The organism is Amycolatopsis sp. WGS_07 (assembly GCF_045278895.1).
GTDB lineage: Bacteria > Actinomycetota > Actinomycetes > Mycobacteriales > Pseudonocardiaceae > Amycolatopsis.
Genome location: NZ_CP136053.1, coordinates 3,793,048 through 3,817,165 on the forward strand (window position 1 = coordinate 3,793,048; position 24,118 = coordinate 3,817,165).

The following is a 24,118-nucleotide window of genomic DNA, read 5'->3' on the forward strand; positions in this document are numbered from 1 at the left end:
TTGTGGTGGGAGCACTCTGATCTCTACCAGGTCACCGGCAACTGGTACAGGCCAAAGATCGTGGCGTCCTCCTTGACCGGGATCTGGTCGACCGGTGCGGCGAGTTTCAGCGTCGGGATGCGGCGGAACAGCGTGTCGAACACGATCTGCAGTTCCATCCGCGCGAGGTTCTGGCCGAGGCACTGGTGCGGCCCGAAACCGAACGCGACGTGGTGGCGCGCGCCGCGTTCGAGGTCGAGCTTTTCCGGGCTCTCGAACACCTCCGGGTCCCAGTTCGCGGCGTAGCCCAGCACGAGCACGCCCTCGCCGGCCTTGATCGTGACGCCGCCGATCTCCACGTCCTCGGTCGCGACGCGGGCGGTTGCGCCTTCGACAATCGTGAAGTAGCGAAGGAGTTCCTCGACCGCGAGGAGCGTCTTGCCGGGGTCGGCCTCGATCGTCGCGCGCTGCCCGGGGTTCTCCAGCAGCCCGATGGTGCCGAGCGAGATCATGTTCGCGGTGGTCTCGTGCCCGGCGACCAGCAGCAGGAACGCCAGGCCGATCATCGCGTCGTGGTCGTAGGTGCCCTCCTCGCGGCGCTTGACGATCTGCCTGCCGAGCAGGTCGTCGGACGGGGCCTTCTCCTTCGACGCGACGAGCCCGCTCAGGTATTCGCGCAGCTCCGCGGAGGCCTGCTTGCGGTCTTCGACGCTGGTGCTGCGCCGGATGAGCGCCATCGTGCGCTCTTGAAAGTAGTCGTGATCGGTGTACGGGACGCCGAGCAGTTCGCAGATCACCAGCGACGGCACCGGCAACGACAGCTTTTCCACCAGGTCAGCCGGTTTCGGCCCGGCGAGCAACTCGTCGATCAGGCCGTCGACGATCTCCTGGATCCGCGGCCGCATCGCCTCGACCCGCTTCACGGTGAACTCGCCGAGCACCTCCCGGCGGGCCTCGCTGTGCTCGGGCGCGTCCATCCCGATCATGGCCTTCTGCTTGGGATTGGTGAGGATCGCGGCCCCGCCCTCGGCCAGGAACGGGAAGTTCGGCAGGAACCGGTCGGAGGAGAACCGCCGGTCGCCGAGGATCTGCCGGGCCTCCTCGTGCCGCGTGGCGACCCACGCCTCGTTGCCGCCGGGAAGCCGCACCCGGGCGAGCGCGCTTTCCTCGCGCATCCGGACGTACTGCTCCGGCTGGGAGAACGGGCAGGTGCGGGCGACCGGCATGTGGAGTTCTTCAGTGGTAGTCATCGTTCCCCCTTCACCAGGTCACCGGGAGGCAGTACAGCCCGAAGACGCCGGAGTCGTGTTTGAACGGCAACTGGTCGACCGGCGCGGCGAGTTTCAGCGTCGGGATGCGGCGGAACAGGGTGTCGAACACGATCTGCAGTTCCATCCGCGCGAGGTTCTGGCCGAGGCACTGGTGCGCGCCGAAGCCGAACGCGACGTGGTGGCGGCCGCCGCGGGTGATGTCGAACCGCTCGGGCTCCGGGAAGACGTCGGCGTCGAAGTTGGCCGCGTAGCTCAGGCCGAGCACGCCTTCGCCGGCCTTGATGGTGACGCCTGCGATGTCGACGTCCTCGAGCGCGACGCGGGTGGTGGCGAACTCCGCGATGGTGAAGTAGCGCAGCAATTCCTCGACGGCGTCGAGGGTTTTGCCCGGGTCCTCCTTGATCGCGGCGAGCGCGTCCGGGTTTTCCAGCAACGCGACGGTGCCGAGCGAAATCATGTTCGCGGTGGTCTCGTGTCCGGCGATGAGCAGCAGGAAGGCCAGCGACACGAGGTCGTTGTGGTCGTAGGTGCCTTCCTCGCGCTTCTTCTCGATCTGGCGGCTGAGCAGATCGTCTGCTGGTGCGGTTTCCTTCGCAGAAACCAAGTCGGACAGGTAGTTCTGCATCGCTTCGACTGACTTGCTGCGTTCTTCGAAGCCGGTTTCGCGGTTGAGGAGCCGCGAGCTGTGCGTCTGGAAGAAGTCGTGGTCGGAGTACGGGACGCCGAGCTGCTCGCAGATCACCAGCGACGGCACCGGCAGCGAAAGCGCGGACACCAGGTCGGCGGGCTTGTCGCCGGCCAGCATCGCGTCGATGTGCTGGTCGACGATCTCCTGGATGCGCGGCTGCAACGCCTTCATCCGCTTGACGGTGAACTCGCCGACGACGCTGCGCCGCGCCGGGCCGTGTTCCGGTGCGTCCATCGCGATCAGCGACGGGCGCAGCCGCGGGCGGCGCTGCTGGCCGTCCTTGAACAGGACCGGGAAGCCGGGGTTGAAGCGATCCGAGCTGAACCGCGGGTCGTTCAGCATCGCCCGGAGGTCCTCGTGCCGGTTCAGCACCCAGGCGCGCTGACCGGTGTGTTCAAGCTCGACGTAGTGCGCGCGAGCGTCGCGGAACCGGTCGTACTCCGGCGGCGGCGCGAACGGGCAGGTCCGCTTCATCGGGAATGCGGCCTGCTCCGGCTGGGTGCGGCTGGGCTGGGCGACTTCGGTCATCTGAACCCCCTGTGGTGGGTTTGCCCCGTTACGGAATGAATGTGGAGGATTACATTCCGGTTCACTGCCCAAGGTACCGAAGTGGAGGATCCTCGTCCACTAGCAACGGGGTGATAATCGCTGTCCCGTCCGCGTCCCGGGCACGTTTGCGCAGCTGGTCCGGCATGCGAGAATTCGCGCGAACCGGAGGAGGGAAGGCCGGGCTATGAGTGCAGACCCCGAGGCGCCGTTGCGGGCGGACGCGCAGCGCAACCGCGACCAGATCATCGCCGCGGCCCGTGTCATCTTCGCCAGCCACGGGCCTGAGGTCCCGATGGAGGAGATCGCGCGCGCGGCAGGCGTCGGCGTCGGCACCCTCTACCGGCGCTTCCCGGACCGCGACGCGCTCATCCGCGCGGTGGCGGTGGACAACTTCGCGGGCGTGCTGCACGACGCCAGGCGGCTGTCGACGGAAGCGTCGTCGGCGTGGGAAGCCTTGGTGCAACTGCTGTACCAAGGGGCGGAACTGCAGCTGTCGATGCAGCTGGCGATGCTTTCGCAGCGGGCGCACGAAATTCTCAAGGACGATCCCGAAGTGGCGCGCCTGCGCGAAGAGGTGCTGCTCGAGGTCGAAGGGCTGGTCGGGCGGGCGCAGGCGGAGGGGACGCTGCGCAAGGACGTCGGCGCGGGTGACGTCGCGGTGTTGTTCGCCCGGCTTATCCGGCAGCTGCCCGCGCATCGGCTGAAGTCGCCGGAGATGGCGACTGCCCGCAACATCGCGATCATGATCGACGGCCTGCGCGCCGGTCCGGCGACCCCGTTGCCGGGGCGGCCGATCGGCAAGGAAGATCTGCTCTGACCCTTTCCTCGGACGCGGCGGGCGATCTTGGGTTGCTCGGGTGGGGGTGATCCCACAACGGGCCATCGCGGTCCGGTCGGGGACGTCTTATCTCGTGAAAGCCGGTGCGGAGCCGCCGGAACCACGAGAGGGGACGAAACATGAAGAACATCCGCCGAATCGCCATCACCGCTGCTGTCGCCGGGGGTGCCGCCGCGATCTTCGCCGGGACGGCCGGTGCCGCGACCGCTGACTCGTCGGCCTCGTCGGCGCTGCCCTGCACGGCGAACCAGTTCAGCACGAAGCTCGTCTACGGCGGGGCCGGAGCGGGCCAGCGCCAGGCCGCGCTGCAGTTCACCGCGAACCCCGGCGAGCGCTGCGTTCTGCCTGGCCGGGCTGACGTCGGCCTCGTCGGCGCGCACAACGTCCTGGTGAACAACGAGGCGCCCGCCGACGCCCCGCCGGTGCTGATCGCGAACGGTTCGTCGGCGTACGTGCCGCTGCACTGGACCGCGATCGGGGCCGACGACGAGCAGCAGACGCCGAACGCGGTGACCGTGACCGCCCCGGCCGCCTCCAACCCGCACGGGGACCCGATCGACCCGAACGTGACGGTGGACTGGGCCTTCGGCGCGGTGGACGCCAGCGCCGACAGCCACACCATCGACGTCGGCGCGCTGACCGGCGGTGCCGCGCCCACGGAGTAAGGGCTCAGCCGGGCGGGGCGGTGCGCGTGAGCGAGTCGAGGACCCGCAGCAGCACCGCCCGCGCGGCCTCGCCCTCGGCCGCGACTGTCCACAGTAGATCCGCGACCTCGTTGTACGGGTCGGCGTCGCTCGCGATGTGCTCGCCCTCCGGGGTTTCGACCATCGCGACGTCGTCGACCACCCAGAAGTCGGCGGTGACCGGGTAGGGCAGGACGACGTCCGCGGGGATGATGCCGAAGCGGATGTTCGGGGTGCCGAGCAGCGCGAGCAGCTTGTGCACCTGGGCGACCATCACCTCGTGCGGCGCGTTCGGATAGCGCAGCGCGGCTTCGGACGTGAGCAGTTCGATGGTCCGGCCGGGTTCGTAGAGGATCTGCTGGCGCTGCATCCGCGCCCGGACCGCCTCGGTGATGTCCTGCCCGCCGCCGTGGATCCGGGCGTGCGCGAGCAGGGTGTGCCGCGCGTACTCCGGGGTTTGCAGTAATCCGGAGACAATCCGGAGATCGACCGCCCGAATCCGCATCGCGCGGGCCTCCCGGGCAATGGATTCCTCTTGCCGGGCCCGGTGTCCGTCGCGGACCTTGTCCTTCCAGCTGGCGTGCGCGTCGCGGACCTCGACCAGTTGCTCCCGCAGCTGCGCGGCGAGTTCCGGCGGCCCGCCGACGGCGGCGATCCAGGTGTCGAGATCGTCGTCGCCGACCGTCTGCCTGCCGTTCTCGATCTTGCTGACCTTGGGCGCGTTCCAGCCGATGGCCTTGGCGAAATCCTTGCCAGTCTCATAGCCTGCGTCGACCCGGAGCCGGCGCAGGCGGTCGCCGAGTTCTGCCCGGCGTTTCTCGAAACTGGTAGGCACTCGACCTCGCTATCGCATGCGGAATTCCTCGAACCCGATGGCATCTTCCCACACCTGGGGTCGAGTTTCGAGAAATCCGGGGCGCCTAGTGGGTCTGGATCGCCGGGATCCCTTGCCTTGCCCGCGCCGGACGCCGGGATCAGGCTTCCGGAGGGAAGAACTTGAGCAGGCCGGCGGGGATTTCGACGGCCGTCTCGGTGTCCGGCAAGCCGCGTTCCCGCAGTTGCCGCAGCGCATGGGCGTCGGTGACCCGGTAGCCCTGGACGACGTAGGTGCCGCGATTGGTGCGGTAAGCGTTGGGGCAGTTGCCGCCGGCACTGGTGGTGCCGAGGAACTCGAGGGCGAGAGCTTCTTCGGGCTGGGCGGGCTGCAGGGTCATGCGGAGTCCTCCTGACGTGCTGACGGCGTCTGTACGGGACACGAGGTGGCGAAATTTCGCCAATAACTCATGTTGGCAGAGAATTTCGCGAAAGCATAGAGCTGTCACGCGAAATGCTTAGTCCCCGTGATGGTCGCTCAGGCAAGTTCGGCGAGCGTCAGCGCCAGCGCCTCGACGAGGTGCGGGCGGGTGCCGGAGTAGACGTTGATCTGCGGTTCGCCGTCGCTGCCCGGACTGACGAAGCTCAGCACCCGGCCGCGCCCGGTGAGGTCGATCGCGGACAGCGGCGTGCTGTGCGTCCGGCTCCCGTCCGGCGCCCGGACGGCGACGTGCATCAGGTGCACCGCGTCGCGCTGGGCCCGCATGAGGTGGCGCAGCTCGTCCGCGCTGGCCGACGAGTCGGCGAGCGGATCGGCGGCGGCGCTGTCGTAGTAGTCCTTGGGCACCTTGATCGGCCGGAGCTTCGCCGGATCGCACCGGGGCAGCAGATCGACCAGCCTGCCGCCGATGTCGCGCGGCGAAACGGGTTCGAGCTGAACCGAACGGTTGTCCGTCACGAGCCGCACGGCCTCCCGCCCGGCGGCCGCGACGAGAATCGCCCCATTGTCCCCGCGGCGATTGCCGAAATCGCTCCAGGAGTACACCTCGCGCCGGGCCTCGGCGAGCAATTCGAGAGTGTCGCGCAGCCGAGGACTGGGCGCGCCGCTCGCCGCGAGCCCGAACCGCGCCAGCAGCCCGTACGACTGGACCCGCAGCTTCTCGGCGAACTCGTCGGTCATGAACATCGGCGCGTGCTCGACCACGACGGGCGGATCGCCGAGTTTCTCGTGATTCCACACGGCGAGGAAAACCAACCGCGGCATCCGGACCGGTCTCTCGAGGATGGGCATGGCCGCGGCCCCTTAGCCGCCGATGGTCGGTGGTGTCGGCGGCAGGCCGGTGCGCGGATCCACGACGCGCTCGCCGTCCTCGTCGGTGAGAGCGAAGGCGGAGTCGTTGTCCAGGCCGTACTTGCGGTGGTGGTCTTTGGCCTCGTCGTCTTTGCCGCGGGTCGGGGTGACCCCGCCTACGCCGGGTGCGCCTCGGGAGCCGGGGGTGCCGCGTGCTGGATTGGTTGCTGTGGGCGCTCTTTCGCCGGTTCCGGGGCGGGGTGGGCCGCCCGTTCGGCCGCGGGTTTCGCCTTGGGGATTCTTGCCCGCGCGGCTGTCTTCACCGCCTCGGGGCTCGCCTGTTCTGCCGCTGATGGAGCCGGTTTTTCTTCCCTGCTCGGGAATTCCGCCGACGAACCCCGGTGGCCATGAGGTGCTGCCGGTGTGGGGTGCTGCGGTGGCTGGGCCCCAGCCTCCGGTCTTCGCCGGATCCGGCAACGGCGTCGCTCCGGAGGTTGTCGTCTGCTCACCGGGTGGCGGTGTCCGTCCGGAAGTCGTTGTCTGCTCGCCGGTTCTCGGTGCCGTGGTCGGCCCGGATGCGTCTGGCCCCCGGGTTGCGGGCGATTCGGGGGCGCCGGCGGGATTGTGCGCCGCGGATGGCCCGCTCCCCGAGGGCGGGCGGCCCGGAGGCTCCGGAGAATGCGCCCCCGGTCTTCGCGGCGGCGGGCCGGGAGCGATCGTGCTGCCCGGCCCGCCGAAATTGTCGAGCCGGCCGTAGTCGGTTTGGAGCTGCTGGCTGCCGGTGCGAGCGTGCTGGACGTAGGCCTGATACCGGTCGACGTTGTGCTGGGCCACCGCGTTGTAGTGGTTGATCTCCCGCTCCGCGTCGGTGTCCCACGGGGTAATCCGGTCGACGAAGGTCCGCTGCGGTGGCTTGTCCGGCATCGGCTGCAGGGAGGTTTTCATGGCATCGAAGCCGTGCGCGACGTCGGATAGATTCGCCCCGTTGGTGGTGTAGATCGCCGCGGATACCGAGGTGATTTCCGCCAAGGCCCGAATCCGCGTCTGCGCGGCGTCCGCGGCCCGGCCGGTCCAGGCGGATTCCAGTCCGGTGCTCATCCGGGAGACCAGATCGCTCGCCTCGTGGTGCTGACTGCTGAGCTGGGCGGCCTGGCTGGCCCCCTCGTGCCAGACGGACGTGCCCGGCCCGGAGAGCACCTTCTGGGCCAGTTCGGGCGCGGGCATCGCCTCGGCGCCGGTGTCGGCTTGCAGCGCGACGGAATAGAACTTGCCGAGATCGTCGATGTGCTCGCCGACCCAGTGGCCGACGTCCTCGACAATCTCGAAGAATCCCATCACGAACCCGCCCGTTGTCGAAGGTTGGTGACGACCATGTCGGCGACCTTCGCGGTCAGTTCGCACGGGTCGGCTTTTCCGGCTTTACCGCGGCCGAGGTTCAGTGCGGCGTCGACGGTGTAGTCGTCCGCGATCCCGACGCTCACGTCGCAGGAATCATCAACCCTGGAACCAGTGTTGATGGAAAAAGCGACTGCGGGGAAACCCTGGATCAGCGGAAGCGGCCGCCACGTCGTCGTCTTGGGTTTGGTGTTCTGATAGACCGAACTGAGGCCTTGGCGGGTACGGATGTCGTAGAAAATGTCCAGTCCGGCCCCGGAATCCAGATTTCCCCAGTGGCAGGTTGGTCCGGTTGCCGGAATGTCCTCGGATTTGGGCGGAGTCGTGGTCCCCAGGATCTCTTTGAGCTGCCCTGCGGTCAGCGGGTCTCGGCAGGGGTCGCCGGACAAGACTGAAGACGGCAGGGGATGCTCGACTTTCGGTGCGCCTGCATAAGGCAAAGCTGCTGGTGGTGACGGTACGGAAGAGGCAGGCGTCGCATTGCCGCCCGAACAACTGGCTGCGGCCGTGCCGATGGCCGCGAGCAGCGGCGTTAGGGAGCGTCGGTTCATCCGGCGAACCCTGTCGGGGAACCGGCTGCCTCCACGTCGGCGGCCGCGGCTTCGTCGGAGCTTTCCGTGATCCCGAGTGCCTGCTCCAGTTTTCGGACAAGCTCATCCGCGTAGGCGTACATGCGGGAGACGTTCGCCAGGCCGGCACCGAACGCTCCGTCTCCAGGGTTCTGGCCAGTGAGCCGCTCGTTGTAGTCGTTGCTTGCCGGCTCGTCCGCGGGTGGAGTTAGCCTGGTTAAATATTTTGCTCTGTTCCGCATCTTGTTGAACTCGTCGCGGGCCTGTTTGGCCAGGCGGAGCATGCTGTGGGCGTCGTCGCGGCTCATGGTGAAGCCTGGGCCGGGCGGGGAACCGGTGCCGTCGGTGATGGTGATGTCTGGCAGCCAGTTCTTACCTGCGTCGGCGGCAGGCTGGTCCATGTCCTCGCCCTCCCCAAGACACGGCGGACATTTCGCGCAACGGTCGGTTCGGCGCCTCTCGGCGATATTTACCGTAGCCGACGGAGTGCGGTAAGTCGTGGGGGTGAACTGTATTCGCAGGAAATCGCTGGAGGGCTGGAGAAATTGCGCGAATCTGACTGTTTGCCCTGGTGGTGGCTGCGAGAAACTTTGATTGGCAAATGGGTGTAATGGCTTGCTGAGCGCGGCGTAATTCACGGTAGTCCTTTCGGGTTAACCGCCTCAACTTAAGGAGGTAAACCTGCCCGCCGCGCATTTTGTCTGCAGAGTAAAACGAAACCCGCCGATCGGGGAGTAGTCCGATCGGCGGGTGTAGGTAAACCTGTGAGTTACACGCCCATCGGGTGCCAGACGGTTTTCGCTTCCAGATACCGCCGCAGGCGGGACAGGTCTGGTTCGGCGGTCCAGTCCGGTTCCGCGTCCGGGACGGACAGGACTCGCTTCACCGTGCCGGAGGCTTCCTGGGCCAGGGTGACGCGGTCGGCGGGGGTGGCTCCGGTCGGGTCGAGTGCGTTGACGTCTCCGTGCGAGGCCAGCCACGGGCCCAGTTCCGCGGCGCGGCCGGTCAGGATGTTGGCGGTGCCGCCGGGGATGTCGGAGGTGGCCAGTACCTCGGAGAGAGTGATGGCGGGCAGCGGGCGGTCCGCGCTGGAGACCAGGACCGCGGTGGAGCCGGTGGCCAGGACGGGGGCCAGGACGGTGACCAGGCCAAGCAGCGACGACTCTTGCGGTGCGAGGACTCCGACGACCCCGGTCGGCTCGGGTGTGGTGAAGGAGAAGTACGGGCCGGCTACCGGGTTGGCGGCGCCGAGGACCGAGGCGATTTTGTCGGTCCAGCCCGCGTACCACACCCAGCGGTCGATGGCCGCGTCCACAAGGGACTCGGCCTTCTTCGCGGGGACGCCTTCGCAGGCGGCTACCTCGGCGGCGAACTGGGCGCGGCGGCCTTCCATCACCTCGGCGACGCGGTAGAGCACTTGGCCCCGGTTGTAAGCAGTTGCCGACGACCAGCCGGGGAAGGCCTTGCGGGCGGCGGACACCGCGTCGCGCAGGTCTTTGCGGGAGGCGTGGGCCGCATTGGCCAGGAAAGCGCCCTTGGTATCGGTGACGGGGTAGACCCGGCCTGATTCCGAGCGGGGGAATTTGCCGCCGATGTAGAGCTTGTAGGTTTTGGCGACGGAAATCCGGTCAGACATTGAGGTAGGCCTCCAAACCGGTGCGCCCGCCCTCGCGGCCGAAACCGGACTCCTGGTAGCCGCCGAACGGGGCGGCGGGGTCGAAGCGGTTGAACGTATTGGCCCAGACAACGCCTGCCCGGAGCTGGTTCGCCATCCACAGAATGCGCGAACCCTTCTCGGTCCAGATGCCCGCGGACAACCCGTACGGCGTGTTGTTCGCCTTCGCCACGGCTTCTTCCGGCGTGCGGAAGGTGAGGACCGACAGCACTGGGCCGAAGATCTCCTCGCGGGCGATCCGCATCGACTGGTGCACTTCGGAGAACACCGTTGGCGCGAAGAAGAAACCGCGGTCAGGCACCGGGCACGGGCTGGTCCAGCGTTGCGCGCCTTCGGCGTCGCCGGATTCGACCAGGCCGCGGATCTTCGCCAGCTGCTCGGCCGAGTTGATGGCGCCGAGGTCGGTGTTCTTGTCCAGCGGATCGCCCAGCCGCAGTGTCGAGACGCGGTACCGGAGCTTCTCCAGTACCTCCTCGGCCACCGATTCCTGCACCAGCAGCCGCGAGCCCGCGCAGCAGACGTGGCCCTGGTTGAAGAAGATCCCGTTGACGATCCCCTCCACCGCCTGGTCCAGCGGGGCGTCGTCGAACACCACGTTCGCCGCCTTGCCGCCCAGCTCCAGGGTCAGCTTCTTGCGGGTGCCCGCGACGGTGCGCTGGATCAGCTTGCCGACCTCGGTGGAGCCGGTGAACGCGATCTTGTCGACGTCCGGATGCTCCACAATGGACGCTCCGATGTCGCCCGCTCCCGGAAGAATGTTCACCACGCCCGGCGGCAACTCCGCCTGCTGGCAGATTTCCGCGAACACCAGCGCGGTGAGCGGCGTGGTCTCGGCGGGCTTCAGCACCACGGTGTTGCCGGTGGCCAGCGCCGGGGCGATCTTCCACGCCAGCATCAGCAGCGGGAAGTTCCACGGGATCACCTGGCCCGCGACGCCGAGCGGCTTCGGGTCCGGGCCGTAGCCCGCGTAGCCGAGCTTGTCCGCCCAGCCCGCGTGGTAGAAGAAGTGCGCGGCCGCGGTGGGCACGTCGGAATCGCGCGATTCCTTGATCGGCTTCCCGTTGTCCAGCGTCTCCAGCACCGCCAGCTCGCGCGAGCGTTCCTGGATCAGCCGCGCGATGCGGAACAGGTACTTCGCCCGCTCCGTGCCCGGCATTTTCGACCAGACCGACGTGTACGCCTTGCGCGCGGCCTTCACCGCGGTGTCCACATCGGACGCCGACGCGGTGCCGACCTCGGCGAGGATCTCCTCGGTGGCCGGGTTGATCGTCTTGAGCGGCTCACCGGAACCGTCGACGAACTCGCCGTTGATGAACGGCTTGTAGTGCTCTTTCAGATTGGCCAGTGCGCGCGATTCCGGCGCGGGCGCGTATTCGAAGATGCCCATGTCAGTCCACCGTCACGTAGTCGGGGCCGCTGTAGTGGCCGTCCACCTGGGTGCGCCGCTGCAGCAGCAGGTCGTTGAGCAGGCTCGACGCGCCGAACCGGAACAGCTCCGGCGTGAGCCACTGCTCGCCCGCGACCTCGTGCACGGCGACCAGGTACTTGATCGCGTCCTTCGTCGTCCGGATCCCGCCCGCGGGCTTGACCCCGCGCAGTTCGCCGGTGCGCTCGTGCCAGTCGTGCACGGCCTGCAGCATCACGTGCGTGACCGGCAGCGTCGCGGCGGGCGACACCTTGCCGGTGGACGTCTTGATGAAGTCCCCGCCGGCCAGCAGCGCGAGCCAGGACGCGCGGCGCACGTTGTCATACGTCGCCAGCTCGCCCGTTTCGAGGATCACCTTCAGGTGCGCCGAACCGCAGGCGGCCTTCACCGCGCGGATCTCGTCGAACACCTCGAGGTAGCGGCCTTCGAGGAAGGCGCCGCGGTCGATCACCATGTCGACCTCGTCCGCGCCTGCTTCGACCGCGAGCCGCGTGTCGGCCAGTTTCACCTCGCGGCTCGTGCGGCCCGCCGGGAAGCCGGTGGCGACGCTCGCCACCCGCACCCCGCTGCCCGCGAGCGCTTCGACGGCCGTCTCCACCAGGTCCGGGTACACGCACACGGCCGCGACGCGCGGGCAGTCCTGCCGCTCGGGATCCGGCCGCATCGCCTTGGCGGCGAGCCCGCGGACCTTGCCGCGCGTGTCGGCTCCCTCGAGCGTGGTCAGGTCGACCATCGACACCGCGGTGTCGATCGCCCACCGCTTGGCTTCCTTTTGATGCTCCGGGTCGCGAGCCCCGCCGCGCGCTGCTCGACGCCGACCTGGTCGACACCGGGCAGCCCGTGCAGGAACCGCCGCAAGCTCGCTTCGTCGCGAGTGACGTCCGTCAGCGGCGACGGGGTTTCCGCTGCCGCTGCCGGGCTGGTGGTAGCTGTCATACCGCTGAGTGTAAGTGCGCGACAGCAGGCGCCGGGCCGCTCACCGGAATCTGTGGACAGCTGGTCACCGGCGCGCAGTTGTCCACAGCGACGCCGGACGGGCGGCGGTTTTTGTCGGTGCCGTGTGCGTTCGGGTTCAGGACTCGATCTGCGGTGCGTTCAGATCCTTCGCCGGCTTGCGGTACACGACGACGCCGCCCCAGAAACCGAGGCCGTTGATCGTCACCGTCGGGGCGGTCGGCGGCGCTGGCGGCGCACCGGACTTGTCCTCCAGCTGGAACGCGCCCATGAAGCCGATGCCGGTGACGTTCACGTTGATGTCGTCGGGCACGGTGATCTCGATCCCGCCCATGATCGCGATGGCGGTGATCGTGCACGATTTCTCCGCGAACCGGGCCCTGCGCAGGTCGATCTCGGCCCCGCCCCAGAACGCGAAAGTCGTGTGCTGCTGCGGCAGGACCCAGCTTCCCTTGCGCACGGCCCCGGACATCACGCCGATCGACACGGCCGAGCCGGGATGCCCGCCGACGCGGTTGTCCGGCAGCCCGAGCGCGCGCGAGGGAGCGGGCTGCAGCGCGGCCGACGCGGTGGTGGCGACCGCGGCGCTGCCGGGCAGATCGGCGGTCACCGGTTTGAGGTCGCCGAACGTTTTCGCGGCGTAGACGCTGGACAGCCGCTCTTCGAGTTCGTTGATCGTGATGCGGCCCTCGGACAACGCTTGGTGCAGGACCTGCGCGACCTGCTCCCGATCGGCGTCCGACACGCGCATCTGGTCAGGGCCCGGGGTGGCTGGGTCTTCACTCACCTGGGGCAGCCTAGCCCTGTCGGGTCCGGCTCGGGTCCATCTAACGGTGGATTGGGGAATCATGGCGTGATGGATGCTGCGTTGGTGGGGACGCTCGTGCTTCCCCATGGGGTTGAAGTGCGGGGGCGGGGGCTGGGGCGGCCTGAGCCGGAGGGGCCGGAGCCGGAGTTTGGGTTGTATTTGGGGTCTCGGCGGATGCGGGATAAGTACGACGCGTCGTTGAGGTGGGAGCGGCGGTGGGTGTTGTGGCCGGATTTCTGGCTGCCTCGGGATCGGGAGGGGGCTCGGGGGGAGATTCTCGGGCTGCATGAGCGGGCGGTTGCTGGGGAAGGGGTGGAGGTGGCTTGTCTTGGTGGGGTGGGGCGGACTGGGACTGTGCTGGCTTGCCTCGTGACTATGGGTGGGGTGGGGGCGGAGGAAGCCGTGGCTTGGGTTCGGGAGAACCATCACGCTCGGGCGGTGGAGACGCCTTGGCAGCGGCGGTGGGTTCGGTGGTTTGCTGAGGCTCGGTAGGGGTGGCTCGTCGCCTGGCGGCGACATTGCTGCGGGGGCTGGCGTGGGGCACCCCGAAGCCCGATTGTGCTGACGGTCTGGGGGTGCTTGTCAAGGCGGGAAAGATGCCTTGACAAGCACCCCCAGACCGCATTTTGGCTTCGTATCGGGGTGCGGGGGTGGTGTGGGTGCACGGCTGGGGTGGGTGCGTCGGCTGCGGGGTGGTGGGTGGGTCGGGCTGGCTGTGAGGGGAACCCTGGGGGAATCAGGGGCTGTGAAGGTGGCCCTCACGGAAGTAATCGGGCCCACGAACGCGTGGGGAACCGGCGGCGGGGCGGGTACTGGGCCGCTAAGTTGTGCGGCATGGATGTGCACGTCGTCGATCACCCGCTGGCTAAGGCTCGTCTTTCGACTATGCGGGACGCTCGGACGGACAGTGCTGCCTTTCGGGCCGCGCTGCATGAGTTGACCGTCATGCTTGTTTACGAAGCCACGCGTGACGCGCCTGTGCGGACTGAGCGCATCCATACTCCGGTTGCGCGTACTGATGCTTATCGACTGGCCAGTCCGCCGTTGCTGGTGCCGGTTTTGCGGGCTGGGCTGGGTATGGCCGACCAGGCGCACAAGCTGATTCCGGACGCGCAGATGGGGTTTGTCGGGCTTGCTCGCGACGAGGAGACGCTCAAGCCGACTCCTTATCTCGAGTCGCTGCCCGAGTCGCTCGCGGATCGGCCGGTGATGGTGCTTGATCCGATGCTCGCGACTGGTGGCTCGATGGAGTACACGATTCGGCTGCTGACCGATCGCGGGGCTACCGATGTCACCGCCATTTGTGCGCTTGCCGCTCCGGAGGGGCTTGCCCATCTGGAGCAGACTGGGTTGCCGGTTCGGGTGGTCACGTCGAGTGTTGACGAGCGGCTCAATGATTCCGGGTTCATCGTGCCGGGGCTCGGGGACGCGGGGGACCGGCAGTACGGGGCTAGGTGAGCCAGCCGGAAGCGTTGGCGTGCAAGGCTTTTTCGTACGCGTCGGAAACGCTGAAGCCGTCGGGCAGGCGGCCGGACAGTTCCAGGGATACCAAACCGTGCACGAAACCCCACAGGCTCACGGTGATCAGTTCGGGGGCCACGTCCTGGAATTGCCCGGACGCCACCGCGGCGCGGACCACTCCGGTCAGCGGGGCCAGGGTGGCTTGGGCGACCTGGTCGGCCTCGGCGTTGGGTTCGAAGCCTGGCACCGAGCGGCTGAACATGATCGCGTACAGGTGCGGGTCGGCTAGGGCGCTTTCGCGGTAGGCGATGCCCAGCCGCACCAGGTCGGTTACTGGGTCGCCGGACAGGGGGACCCGCGCTAGGCGGGCTCCGAAGCGGCGGAAGCCTTCCACGTACAGTGCGTTCACCAGGTCCGGTTTGCTGCCGAACAGCGAGTACACCGCCGTGGTCGACGTGCCGGAGTCGGCGGCCAGTTTGCGCAGCGACAGCGCCTTCGGGCCGTCGGCGGAGATCAGCTCGCCCGCCCGGTCCAGGAGCTTCAGCCGGAGGGTTTCGTCGTGGGTTCGGGGGCGAGGCATGTACCCAGCGTAACGCAACAACGTTATAAAACGCGAGCGTGACCACTGGTTTAAGATTTGACCTGGAGTGCACTCCAGGTCGTACTGTCGAGCGCATGAGCTACTCGATAGCGGAAGCCGCACGACGTAGCGGCCTGTCGATCGACACCCTCCGGTACTACGAGCGGATCAAGCTGCTCGAACCGCCCGCCCGGGATTCGGCGGGGCGGCGCGCCTACTCCGACGAGGACCTGGGCTGGCTCGGCTTCCTCACGAAGCTGCGGCTCACCGGGATGCCGATCAAGAGCATGCGCGAGTACGCCTCGCTGCGCCGCCATGGAGTGGCCAGCGCGGGACGGCGCAAGGCGATCCTCGTGGAGCAGCGGCAGTCGGTCGCCGACCGGATCGCCGAACTGCAGGGGTGCCTCGACATTTTGGACTACAAGATCGCCAACTACGAGCAAATCGAGCGCAAGGCCTTCGGCGTCGCGCCCGAAATGGAGGGAATTTCCGCGTGATCGGTACCAGGAAGCTCGGCGCGCTGGAGGTCGGGGCACAGGGCCTCGGCTGCATGGGGATGAGCGCGGCCTACGGCGTGCGCGACGACGACGGCGAGGCGGTCGCCACCGTGCATCGGGCGCTGGAGCTGGGGGTGACCCTGCTCGACACGGCCAACGTGTATGGCGCGGGGGAGAACGAGAAGCTCGTCGGCAAGGCGATCGCGGACCGTCGTGACCAGGTGGTTCTCGCGACGAAGTTCGGCATCGTGCACACCGACGAGGGCATGATCGCGCGCGGTGACGCCGCGTATGTGAAGCAGTGCTGCGACGAATCGCTGCAGCGGCTCGGGGTCGACCACATCGACCTCTACTACCAGCACCGCGTCGACCCGAGCGTGCCGATCGAGGAGACCTGGGGCGCGCTCGCCGAGCTGGTCCAGGCCGGGAAGATCCGCTATGCCGGGATTTCCGAGGCGGGCGCGGAGACCATCCGCCGGGCGCACGCGGTGCATCCGGTCACCGCGCTGCAGAGCGAATGGTCGCTGTGGACGCGTGGGATCGAGGACGAGATCCTCGGCACCTGCCGGGAGCTTGGCGTCGGGATCGTGCCGTTCTCGCCGCTGGGCCGCGGGTTCCTGACCGGCGCGGTCGCCTCGGTGCGGGAGCTGCCGGAGGACGACATGCGCCGTGGCCTGCCGCGGTTCGCCGAGGACAACTTCGCGCGCAACATGGCGATCGTCGAGGCGCTGCGCTCACTGGCCGCGGACAAGGGCGTCACCGCCGGGCAGCTCGCGCTCGCCTGGGTGCAGTCCAAGGGGGCCGACGTCGTGCCGATCCCGGGCACGAAGCGGCGGAAGTACCTGGAAGAGAACGTCGTCGCGGCCGAGCTGGAACTGTCCGAAGAGGACATCACGGCGATCGAGAAGGCCGCTCCGGCCGACGCGGTCGCCGGCGAGCGGTACCCGGAGGCGCTCGCGCGCGTCACGGGCAAGTAGCCGCCGGGCCGGTGCCCCGCCTCCGCCGCGGGGCACCGGCGTCCCAGGGACTGGGTAGGTTCTGAGGGATTTCTGAGATCTTCCGACCACTCTGATCGCCGTCACATCAAGGCGACGCGGGAGGTCGGTGTCATGGCGGACGTGCTGGACTACCTGGTGGTCGGAGCCGGGCCGGCGGGATTGCAGCTCGGACGGCAGCTGGGCGGGGCCGGGCGCAGCTGCCTGGTGCTGGAGCGGGGGTCCGTGCCGGCGGCGTTCTTCACGCGCTTTCCCCGGCACCGCACGCTCATCTCGGTCAACAAGAAGTACACCGGCTGGACCGACCCCGAGCTGAACCTCCGGGTCGACTGGAACACGCTGCTCGACGACGGCCCCGACCCGCTCCTCTTCACCGACTACAGCGCCGAGATGTTCCCGCCGGCGGAAGCGTTCCTGAGCTACACCGCCGATTACGCGGCGAAACACCAGATCAAAATCCGGTACGACACCGACGTTACGCGAATTTCGCGGGCGGACGACGTCTTCACGGTCGCCGCGGCGGGCGGAGAAACCTTTCACGCGCGCCGGCTGATCATGGCGACCGGGGTGACCAAGCCGTATATCCCGGACGTGCCGGGCATGGAGCTGGTCGACCAGTACTCCGATTACGACACCGACCCGGAGCAATTCATCAACCAGCGCGTTCTCGTGCTGGGCAAGGAAATTCCGCGTTCGAGACCGCCGACAGCATCAACGCCTTCGCCGCGGTGCTGCACGTCGCCGGTCCGCGGCCGGTGAAACTCGCGTGGCGCACGCACTTCGTCGGGCACCTTCGCGCGTTCAACGCCGGTGTGCTCGACATGTACCAGCTGAAACTGCAGCACGCGATCCTCGACGGCGACGTCCGCGAGATCACCAAGGACGCCGACGGTTACCACGTCAAATTCGCCTTCGCCCGTGCCGACGAACTGATCAAGGAAATCCGTTACGACCGGGTGATCGCGGCGACTGGCTTCCGTTTCGATGCCTCGATGTTCGACGAGACCTGCCGTCCGGAGCTGACGATCAACGACCGGTTCCCGGCGCAGACCTCGTCGTGGGAATCGGTGAACGTGCCGGGACTTTACTTTGCCGGGACGATCACGCAGGCCCGCGATTTCAAGAAGGCCACCAGCGCGTTCATCCACGGCTACCGCTACGGCGTGCGCGCGCTTTCCAAAATCCTCGACGAGCGCTACCACGACACCGAATGGCCGAGCACGGTCGTAGCCAGCAAAACCGCTGACCTGGTCGACGCGGTCATCCAGCGGATCAACCGTACTTCCGCGCTGTACCAGCAGTTCGGCTTCATGTCCGACGTCCTCGTGGTCGACGGTGACCAGGCTCGGTACTACGAGGAAGTCCCGGTCGATAGGTTCAAGGACACGCCGCTGGGACAGAGTGAAGACGCGTTCGTGATCACCCTCGACTACGGGCCAGACCACGACAAGGTCGATCCGTTCGACTTCACCGTCACCCGCGCGAGCCAGGACGTCGCGAACGATTCCGGCGAAGGCCATTACCTGCACCCGATCGTCCGGCATTACCGGCGCGGCGAACTGGTCGCGACGCATCACGTCACCGAGAACCTCGAAAACGAGTGGAACCGCCCGGTGCACGTGGACGCGTTGACCGCCTTCTTCACCAAGCAGCTCTGACATGCGCACGATAGCGGAGCTGGAAGCCATCGCGCGGGAACGGCTCGATCCAGCACATTACGACTATTACGCCGGCGGCGCGGGCGAGGAAGCCACCTTGCGCGCCAACGAAGGGGAATTCCGCAACCGGGTGCTCGTGCCGCGAGTACTGCGCGGAGTCGGCAAACGCGAGCTGGCGGTGGAAATCGCCGGATCGCCGTTGTCGATGCCGATTCTGGTGTGCCCGACGGCCTTCCATCGGCTCGCGCATCCGGACGGAGAACTCGCGACCGCGCGAGCGACCGCGGAGGCGGGCACCGTTTTCGTGTGCAGTATGGCATCGACGACGGCGGTCGAGGACGTCGCCAAAGTCGCCGATGTGTTGTGGTTCCAGCTGTATTTCCAGTCAGACCGGAAATTCACCGAAGCGGTGATCGGCCGGGCGGAGAACGCGGGAGCACGGGCCTTGGTGGTGACGGTCGATTCCGCGGTGCGCGGACGGCGGGAACGCGAGTACCGCAACGCTTTCCACGATCTCCCGCCAGGCCTGGCCGCGGAGAACATGCGCGATGATACCGGCCGCGTACGCGATATCGAAATGCCCGCCGACTTGACCTGGGAAGACCTGGACTGGCTGCGCGAGGTCACGCAGATGCCGATGTTCCTCAAGGGCGTGGTGCACCCGGAGGACGCCCGACGTGCGGTGGAAGCCGGAATCGACGGGATTTTCGTGTCCAATCACGGCGGCCGACAGCTCGACGGCGAAATTTCGAGCCTCGCCGCGCTGCCGGAAATAGCGTCCGTTGTGGACGGTCAAGTGCCGCTGATCCTCGACGGCGGTGTGCGAAGCGGCGCGGACGTCGTCAAGGCGCTCGCTCTCGGCGCGGACGCGGTCGGCGTCGGCAGGCCGGTGCTGTGGGGGCTCGCCGCGGCGGGCCAGGAAGGGGTCGCCGAAGTGCTGGAACGGCTGCGTGAGGAGACAGACACGGCGCTCGCGCTCTGCGGCGCGCGGACGCCCGGCGAGCTGACCGCGGACCTGGTCCGATGAAGCGGCTCGTGCTCGCCGGCGCGGCCGGGCTGGTGGCCACCCTGCCGAGGTGGCTGCCCGGCCGGGTGGTCGCGATGCGGAACCGGATCTTCGCGCTGGTCAACGGGGACGAGGGCTACCAGGTGCCGGTCGAGGACTTTCGCCGGGTGTACGCCGATCCGGCGGCCGACGGACGCAGCGAGGGCGCCGCGCTGTCCGACCTGTTCTGGTACTGGCTCGCGCCCGGACCGCAGGTGCACCAGGAACATCTGGAACCGGGCCCGCGCTACGACGAGGTCGCCAAAACCACCCGGAACATCCTGGTCAAGTCCAAGGCCGAATCGCAGGCGCTGACCGAACGGGTCGCCGCGCGCGTGCTCGGCCGGATCGAAACCGGCCCGGGACGGCTGCTCCGGCTGCGCGACGAGATGATGCCGGTCTGGGCCGAGCTGTACTACGAGCTGGTGTTCGGGGAACCGTGCCCGGCCGAGGCGCGCGACCTGATCGTCGGGCACGCCGACGACGTCGTGTCCGCGCTGAAGTGCGTGCGCCCGCGCAATATGCGCCGTCGCGCCCGGCTCACCGCGTACCTGCGCCGCCGCCTCGACGACGTGCCGCATCCGCTGCCGTCCCGGCTCACCCGCGAGGAGCAGGTGTTCTACCTGCAGGGGACGTTCTTCAACACCGCGGTCGTGCAGATGTCCGAGGCGATGGCGCACCTGCTGATGGTGCTCGCCGAACATCCGCAGGTGCAGCGCAGGCTCGCGGAGAACCCGGACGACGACGAGTACTTCGACCGCGTGCTCGACGAATGCCTGCGCACGTACCCGCTCTTCGGCATCGCGCACCGCATCACCACCGGAGACATCGAACTGGCCGACCGGACCATCGACGCCGGCACCGTGCTGCTGTTCAGCTATCCGGACTTCCACCACGCCGGAGTGGACCGTCCGGAGGAATTCGACCCGGAGCGCTGGACCGGTTGCCCCGCGCACCAGCAGCGAAATTTCCTGCCGTTCGGCGTCGCGCAGAACCGGCCGTGCCCGGCGCGTGGCCTGGCCCCGGTGACGATGCGCGTGGTCACCAGGGAATTCCTGCGCCGGTTCACGCTCGCCACGAGCGCCGCGCACACCCGGTCGATCCCCAATCGCGGGCCGGTTTTCGTCACCCCGCGCGGATCGCGGCGAAATCCGCGGACCGCGCTGGCCTATCTCGCGGTGCGCGATCGCTGGGAAGACGTGTGGCGCAGCCTCGCGCAACTGGTGTTCGGCACCTACATGGTCCTCGACGCGCGGCGGCTTCGGTTGTGTACCAAACACTTCCAAGGAGGAACTCGATGAGTGCCGTAGCAGCCGCGCCCGCGTTTTTCCTGGCGGCAGTGGTGATCCTGGCGGCCTGCCGGGTGGTGAATGTGCTCGCCGTGCGGCTCGGGCAGCCGCCGGTGGTCGGCGAGATGGTGACCGGCGTGCTGCTGGGTCCGTCGCTGCTCGGGCTCGTGCTGCCGGGCGTGCAGGAGTGGCTGTTCCCGGACTCGGTGCGGACGCTGCTGTACCTCGGCGGCCAGATCGGACTCATCATCTACATGTTCGGTGCCGGCTACGAATTCCGGCTGAGCGCGTTGAAGGAAGGACGGAAGACTGTCGCGGCGGTGTCGGCCGCGGGCACGCTCGTCCCGCTCGCGCTCGGCGTCGGGGTGAGCGTGCTCGGCGCGAGCTGGGCCGGAATCCTGAAACCCGGCGTGTCGCCGGCGGTGTCCGCGGCGTTCGTCGCGGTCGCGCTCGCCATCACCGCGTTCCCGATGATGGCCCGGATCATCACCGAACGCGGCCTGGGCAACACGAGGTTCGGTTCGCTCGCGCTCGCCTGCGGCGCTCTCGACGACGTCCTCGCCTGGATCCTGCTGGCCCTCGTCCTCGGCATGCACGCAGGTTCGGCGGGCCCGATCGCGACGGCCATCGGCGGCGGGGTGCTGTTCGTGCTGCTGGTGTGGCTGGTGGTCCGCCGGGTCGTCGCACGGGTGATGGACAACCCGCGGGTGTCGCTGGACCAGCGGATGCTCGTCACCGCGATGTTCCTGTTCGGAGCCGCGTGGTTCACCGACATCATCGGCCTGTACGCGGTGTTCGGCGCGTTCATGCTCGGCCTGGTGTTCCCGCGCGGCGAAGCGGCCGACGCGGTGCTCGCGCGGATCATGCCGATCGGCCGGGTCGTGTTCCTGCCGCTGTTCTTCACCTATTCCGGCCTCAACACGCGATTCGCGCTGCTCGCCGACCCGAAGCTGCTGCTGTTCGCGCTGATCTGCATCGCGGTCGCGGTGCTCGGCAAACTCGGCGCTTCGTGGGGCGCGGCGCGGCTGACCGGCGAACCGCAGCCGATCGCGGCGCGGATCGGCGTACTGGTGAACGCGCGCGGGTTGATGCAGTTGATCGCATTGAACGTTGGGCTGTCCGCAGGAATCGTTTCGTCCGCTCTGTTCACCGTCCTGGTGCTGGTCGCGCTCGTCACCACGATCATGACCTCGCCGGTGCTCGGCTGGCTCGACCGGCGCGACGCCCGCCGGTACGCCGACGGGGAAATGCCCGAATTTCTCCTGACTGGACGAAGCTGAGCGATTGCCTACGAAAGTCGAGGGTCGGATGGCCGGATCACTGCGAGTATGGACCTGTGCACGATGAGGCAGAGACCCCGGCAGCCTCCCGGGTGCTCCTGGTCGAGGACGATCGCGACCTCGCCGGGATGCTCGTCGAGTTGCTCACCGGAGAAGGTTACGAGACCGAAGTGGCCCACGACGGCCAGCGCGGCCTGCACCTCGGGCTCACCGGCAGGCACGCGGTGGTGATCCTCGACCGGCGGCTTCCGGTGGTCGACGGGCTTTCGGTGCTGGCCCAGCTGCGCCGCCGGGCGGTGCCCGCGCGGGTGCTGGTGCTGTCCGCGCTCGGCGAGCTGGCCGACCGGGTGCACGGCCTCGACACCGGGGCCGACGACTACCTGGTGAAACCGTTCGAGACCGACGAGCTGCTGGCCAGGGTGCGTGCGCTGTGCCGCCGCGACGAGGAGCACGCCGAATCCCTCCCGCTCGGCGCGGCGGCGCTGGACCTGCAGCGGCGCGAGGTCGTGCTGCCGCGCGGCGAACGGGTGACGCTGTCCGGGCGCGAGTTCGAGCTGCTGCGCACCCTCGCCCAGCGGCCCAAGGCCATCCATCCGAGGGCGTCGCTGCGCGCGGGGGTGTTCACCGAGTCCGCCGCTGAGTCCATTGTGGACACCTACGTGTACTACCTGCGGCGGAAGCTGGGACGGGGCGTGGTGAAGACGGTGCACGGCCTTGGCTACCAGATCGGCGCGGTGTGACCACCGTCGTCGCCCCCGAAGCGCGTGCGCTGCGGCGTGCGCGGCGGACCATCGCGGGCCAGATCGCCGTGGTGATCACGATGGTCGTGCTCATCGCGGGCGGGATCGCGTATTGGGTGCTGCTGCGCGGACAGGCCGCGGAGACCGAGCGGCAGCTGCAATTCGCGCTAAGCCACGGGCTTTCCGCGACCCCGCCCGGGTGTACGTACCTGGTGACGCCCGAGGGGCACGCGCCGGCCGGGCGGCTGCCGTTCACCCTCCCGCCCGCGCCGCGCGTCCCGAACAACGGCGACGTGGTCACCGAGGAACGCGTGCTCGACGGCGCGACGTACACCGTCCGCACGGAGAACCGCGGCGGCCAGATCTGGCAGGCGTACTTCAATCAGCACTACCTGATCTCCGACCGGCAACACCTGCTGCTGGGTCTCGGGGTGGCCGAGCTGGTGGTGCTGATCGCGTCGGTGATCAGCGGATATCTGTTGGCCGGACGGGCGATCCGGCCGCTGGGCGAGGCATTGCGCCGCCAGCGGACGTTCGTCGCCGACGCGTCCCACGAGCTACGGGCACCGTTGACCCGGTTGCACACCCGCACGCAGCTGCTGGCTCGACGCGGTGGCGCGGGGCCAGCTGACCTGGAAACCCTCGTCTCGGGCACCCGGGAACTCGGCGCGGTGGTCGACGATCTGCTGTTGTCCGCGCAGGCTTGCGCCGAACGGCCGCAGCTGGAGCCGGTGCAGCTGGCGGTGCTGGCGGAACAGGTGGTGGCGGCGGAATCGGTCCGCGCGAGCGACCGGCGGGTGGACCTGAAGCTGAGCCGCTCGCCGGGGCTGGAGGACGTCGTACCGGGCGTGCCGACGGCGTTGCGGCGCGTGTTGTCGGCCTTGCTGGACAACGCGATCGGGCACACGCCGCCAGGCGGGTCGATCGAGGTGATCCTCGCCAATCCGGACGCGCGGCACGTCGAACTGCGGGTGTGCGACACCGGAATGGGCTTTCCGCAGCACGAGGCGGAACGCCTTTTCGAGCGGTTCGCACACGGGGCACACGGCGAGGGACGGCGGTTCGGGCTGGGGCTGGCGTTGGTGCAGGAGGTCGTGACCGGCCACGGCGGGACGATCGCTGCGGCCGGAAAGCCCGGGGTCGGGGCGACGTTCACGTTGCGCTTCCAACGGGCTTGAGCTTTCGCGCTTGGAACTTCTTGTATAGGAAGAAATAGAGCTTGATGTACCGGACCTTGGGGTCGAGTGAGCCGGGCTAGTCGGTGAGGGTGTCGGTCGGCAGCAACGCCCGCAACCGCCGGGTCGTTGCCTCGTATTCGACGTACGCGCGCGAGTTGTCCGGCCCGCCCGCGGCCATGAATTCGTCGTGTGCCAGCGCCTGCTCCGCGATCACCGACGCTAGCTGCACGAGGAACCGGGCCGAGCGTTCGGAGCGTTCTGCCATCTCCGCGGAACCGGGCAGCCCGCGCTCGGCGAAGCCCTCGAAAACCGCGGTGTTCTCGCGCTGCTTCTCGGCCAGCAACCGGCAGGTCGCCGATTGCTGGCGGAGCTGGTCGGCATACGGCAACGCGACATCCCCGGGCTGGCTCACGCCCGTCATCATGCCCGCTTTCCGCCGCCGGCACCGACCAGCTC

General features: G+C 68.3%; 24 protein-coding genes and 2 pseudogenes. 12 read left to right on the forward strand and 14 right to left on the reverse strand.

The annotated features are described in order from the left end of the window. Positions 1-23: 23 nt before the first annotated feature. Positions 24-1,229 (reverse strand): cytochrome P450, encoded by a 1,206-nt coding sequence (locus RPX00_RS18135; RefSeq protein WP_406640804.1) that lies wholly within the window; start codon positions 1,227-1,229, stop codon positions 24-26. A 10-nt stretch (positions 1,230-1,239) separates the two neighbouring features. Next, positions 1,240-2,466: a cytochrome P450 gene (locus RPX00_RS18140; protein WP_406640806.1), complete on the reverse strand. Its 1,227-nt coding sequence runs from the start codon at positions 2,464-2,466 to the stop codon at positions 1,240-1,242. Positions 2,467-2,671: 205 nt separating this feature from the next. On the opposite strand from RPX00_RS18140, the gene RPX00_RS18145 reads away from it, so the two are divergent. Together RPX00_RS18145 and RPX00_RS18150 are read left to right on the forward strand one after the other, a co-directional pair. Beyond that, positions 2,672-3,304 carry a TetR/AcrR family transcriptional regulator gene (locus RPX00_RS18145; protein ID WP_406640808.1) on the forward strand — a complete coding sequence of 211 codons (633 nt, stop codon included), beginning with the start codon at positions 2,672-2,674 and terminating at the stop codon, positions 3,302-3,304. A 140-nt stretch (positions 3,305-3,444) separates the two neighbouring features. Further along, positions 3,445-3,990 carry a DUF4232 domain-containing protein gene (locus RPX00_RS18150; RefSeq protein ID WP_406640810.1) on the forward strand — a complete coding sequence of 182 codons (546 nt, stop codon included), beginning with the start codon at positions 3,445-3,447 and terminating at the stop codon, positions 3,988-3,990. A 4-nt stretch (positions 3,991-3,994) separates the two neighbouring features. On the opposite strand, the gene RPX00_RS18155 is transcribed toward RPX00_RS18150, so the two are convergent. From RPX00_RS18155 to RPX00_RS18200, 10 genes and pseudogenes are all read right to left on the reverse strand, one after another. Continuing rightward, on the reverse strand, positions 3,995-4,843 hold the full coding sequence (locus tag RPX00_RS18155) for a helix-turn-helix domain-containing protein (protein WP_406640812.1): 849 nt from the start codon (positions 4,841-4,843) through the stop codon (positions 3,995-3,997). Between the two features lie 139 nt (positions 4,844-4,982). Next, positions 4,983-5,222, reverse strand: a complete 240-nt coding sequence (locus RPX00_RS18160; protein ID WP_406640814.1) for a hypothetical protein — start codon at positions 5,220-5,222, stop codon at positions 4,983-4,985. A gap of 137 nt (positions 5,223-5,359) precedes the next feature. Then, the gene (locus RPX00_RS18165; protein ID WP_406640817.1) at positions 5,360-6,112 is read right to left on the reverse strand and encodes an ESX secretion-associated protein EspG; all 753 of its coding nucleotides are present in this window, start codon (positions 6,110-6,112) and stop codon (positions 5,360-5,362) included. Positions 6,113-6,124: 12 nt separating this feature from the next. Further along, complete coding sequence (locus RPX00_RS18170) at positions 6,125-7,447, reverse strand: hypothetical protein (protein WP_406640818.1); 1,323 nt, start codon at positions 7,445-7,447, stop codon at positions 6,125-6,127. Beyond that, positions 7,447-8,058, reverse strand: a complete 612-nt coding sequence (locus tag RPX00_RS18175) for a DUF3558 domain-containing protein (RefSeq protein ID WP_406640819.1) — start codon at positions 8,056-8,058, stop codon at positions 7,447-7,449. The genes RPX00_RS18170 and RPX00_RS18175 overlap by 1 nt, the downstream gene beginning before the upstream one ends. Then, positions 8,055-8,477, reverse strand: a complete 423-nt coding sequence (locus RPX00_RS18180; RefSeq protein WP_406640821.1) for a hypothetical protein — start codon at positions 8,475-8,477, stop codon at positions 8,055-8,057. The genes RPX00_RS18175 and RPX00_RS18180 overlap by 4 nt, the downstream gene beginning before the upstream one ends. A gap of 368 nt (positions 8,478-8,845) precedes the next feature. Then, positions 8,846-9,712 (reverse strand): aldehyde dehydrogenase family protein, encoded by an 867-nt coding sequence (locus tag RPX00_RS18185; protein ID WP_406640823.1) that lies wholly within the window; start codon positions 9,710-9,712, stop codon positions 8,846-8,848. Then, complete coding sequence (locus RPX00_RS18190; RefSeq protein ID WP_406640825.1) at positions 9,705-11,138, reverse strand: aldehyde dehydrogenase family protein; 1,434 nt, start codon at positions 11,136-11,138, stop codon at positions 9,705-9,707. The genes RPX00_RS18185 and RPX00_RS18190 overlap by 8 nt, the downstream gene beginning before the upstream one ends. 1 nt (position 11,139) lies before the next feature. After that, a pseudogene (gene deoC, locus RPX00_RS18195) lies at positions 11,140-12,113 on the reverse strand (deoxyribose-phosphate aldolase). Positions 12,114-12,249: 136 nt separating this feature from the next. After that, positions 12,250-12,882, reverse strand: coding sequence for a DUF1707 domain-containing protein (locus tag RPX00_RS18200; RefSeq protein ID WP_406642978.1), 633 nt, complete (start codon positions 12,880-12,882; stop codon positions 12,250-12,252). A gap of 105 nt (positions 12,883-12,987) precedes the next feature. Between RPX00_RS18200 and RPX00_RS18205 the strand changes: the two genes are divergently transcribed. Next, positions 12,988-13,431 carry a protein tyrosine phosphatase gene (locus RPX00_RS18205; RefSeq protein ID WP_406640826.1) on the forward strand — a complete coding sequence of 148 codons (444 nt, stop codon included), beginning with the start codon at positions 12,988-12,990 and terminating at the stop codon, positions 13,429-13,431. Between the two features lie 342 nt (positions 13,432-13,773). Next, entirely contained in the window at positions 13,774-14,397 is a 624-nt protein-coding gene (upp, locus tag RPX00_RS18210; RefSeq protein ID WP_406640828.1) for a uracil phosphoribosyltransferase, read from the forward strand. Here upp and RPX00_RS18215 read toward each other — a convergent pair. Beyond that, positions 14,390-14,980, reverse strand: coding sequence for a TetR/AcrR family transcriptional regulator (locus RPX00_RS18215; protein ID WP_406640830.1), 591 nt, complete (start codon positions 14,978-14,980; stop codon positions 14,390-14,392). The genes upp and RPX00_RS18215 overlap by 8 nt on opposite strands. Positions 14,981-15,075: 95 nt before the next feature. Between RPX00_RS18215 and RPX00_RS18220 the strand changes: the two genes are divergently transcribed. The 8 genes and pseudogenes from RPX00_RS18220 to RPX00_RS18255 all read left to right on the forward strand — a co-directional run bounded on the left by RPX00_RS18220 (position 15,076) and on the right by RPX00_RS18255 (position 23,662). After that, on the forward strand, positions 15,076-15,477 hold the full coding sequence (locus tag RPX00_RS18220) for a MerR family transcriptional regulator (protein WP_378300707.1): 402 nt from the start codon (positions 15,076-15,078) through the stop codon (positions 15,475-15,477). Then, entirely contained in the window at positions 15,474-16,454 is a 981-nt protein-coding gene (locus RPX00_RS18225) for an aldo/keto reductase (protein WP_406640831.1), read from the forward strand. Before RPX00_RS18220 ends, RPX00_RS18225 begins: the two co-directional genes overlap by 4 nt. Before the next feature lie 132 nt (positions 16,455-16,586). Then, positions 16,587-18,130, forward strand: a pseudogene (locus RPX00_RS18230) (NAD(P)-binding domain-containing protein). A 1-nt stretch (position 18,131) separates the two neighbouring features. Next, positions 18,132-19,157: an alpha-hydroxy acid oxidase gene (locus RPX00_RS18235; protein WP_406640833.1), complete on the forward strand. Its 1,026-nt coding sequence runs from the start codon at positions 18,132-18,134 to the stop codon at positions 19,155-19,157. Then, positions 19,154-20,476 carry a cytochrome P450 gene (locus RPX00_RS18240; RefSeq protein ID WP_406640835.1) on the forward strand — a complete coding sequence of 441 codons (1,323 nt, stop codon included), beginning with the start codon at positions 19,154-19,156 and terminating at the stop codon, positions 20,474-20,476. The genes RPX00_RS18235 and RPX00_RS18240 overlap by 4 nt, the downstream gene beginning before the upstream one ends. After that, positions 20,473-21,744 (forward strand): cation:proton antiporter, encoded by a 1,272-nt coding sequence (locus RPX00_RS18245; protein WP_406640837.1) that lies wholly within the window; start codon positions 20,473-20,475, stop codon positions 21,742-21,744. The genes RPX00_RS18240 and RPX00_RS18245 overlap by 4 nt, the downstream gene beginning before the upstream one ends. Positions 21,745-21,836: 92 nt before the next feature. Further along, positions 21,837-22,484: a response regulator transcription factor gene (locus tag RPX00_RS18250; RefSeq protein ID WP_406642980.1), complete on the forward strand. Its 648-nt coding sequence runs from the start codon at positions 21,837-21,839 to the stop codon at positions 22,482-22,484. Beyond that, on the forward strand, positions 22,481-23,662 hold the full coding sequence (locus RPX00_RS18255) for a sensor histidine kinase (protein WP_406640838.1): 1,182 nt from the start codon (positions 22,481-22,483) through the stop codon (positions 23,660-23,662). Before RPX00_RS18250 ends, RPX00_RS18255 begins: the two co-directional genes overlap by 4 nt. 76 nt (positions 23,663-23,738) lie before the next feature. Here the strand turns inward: RPX00_RS18255 and RPX00_RS18260 are convergent, their stop codons facing one another. Continuing rightward, positions 23,739-24,083, reverse strand: coding sequence for a hypothetical protein (locus tag RPX00_RS18260; protein ID WP_406642982.1), 345 nt, complete (start codon positions 24,081-24,083; stop codon positions 23,739-23,741). Between the last annotated feature and the right edge of the window lie 35 nt (positions 24,084-24,118).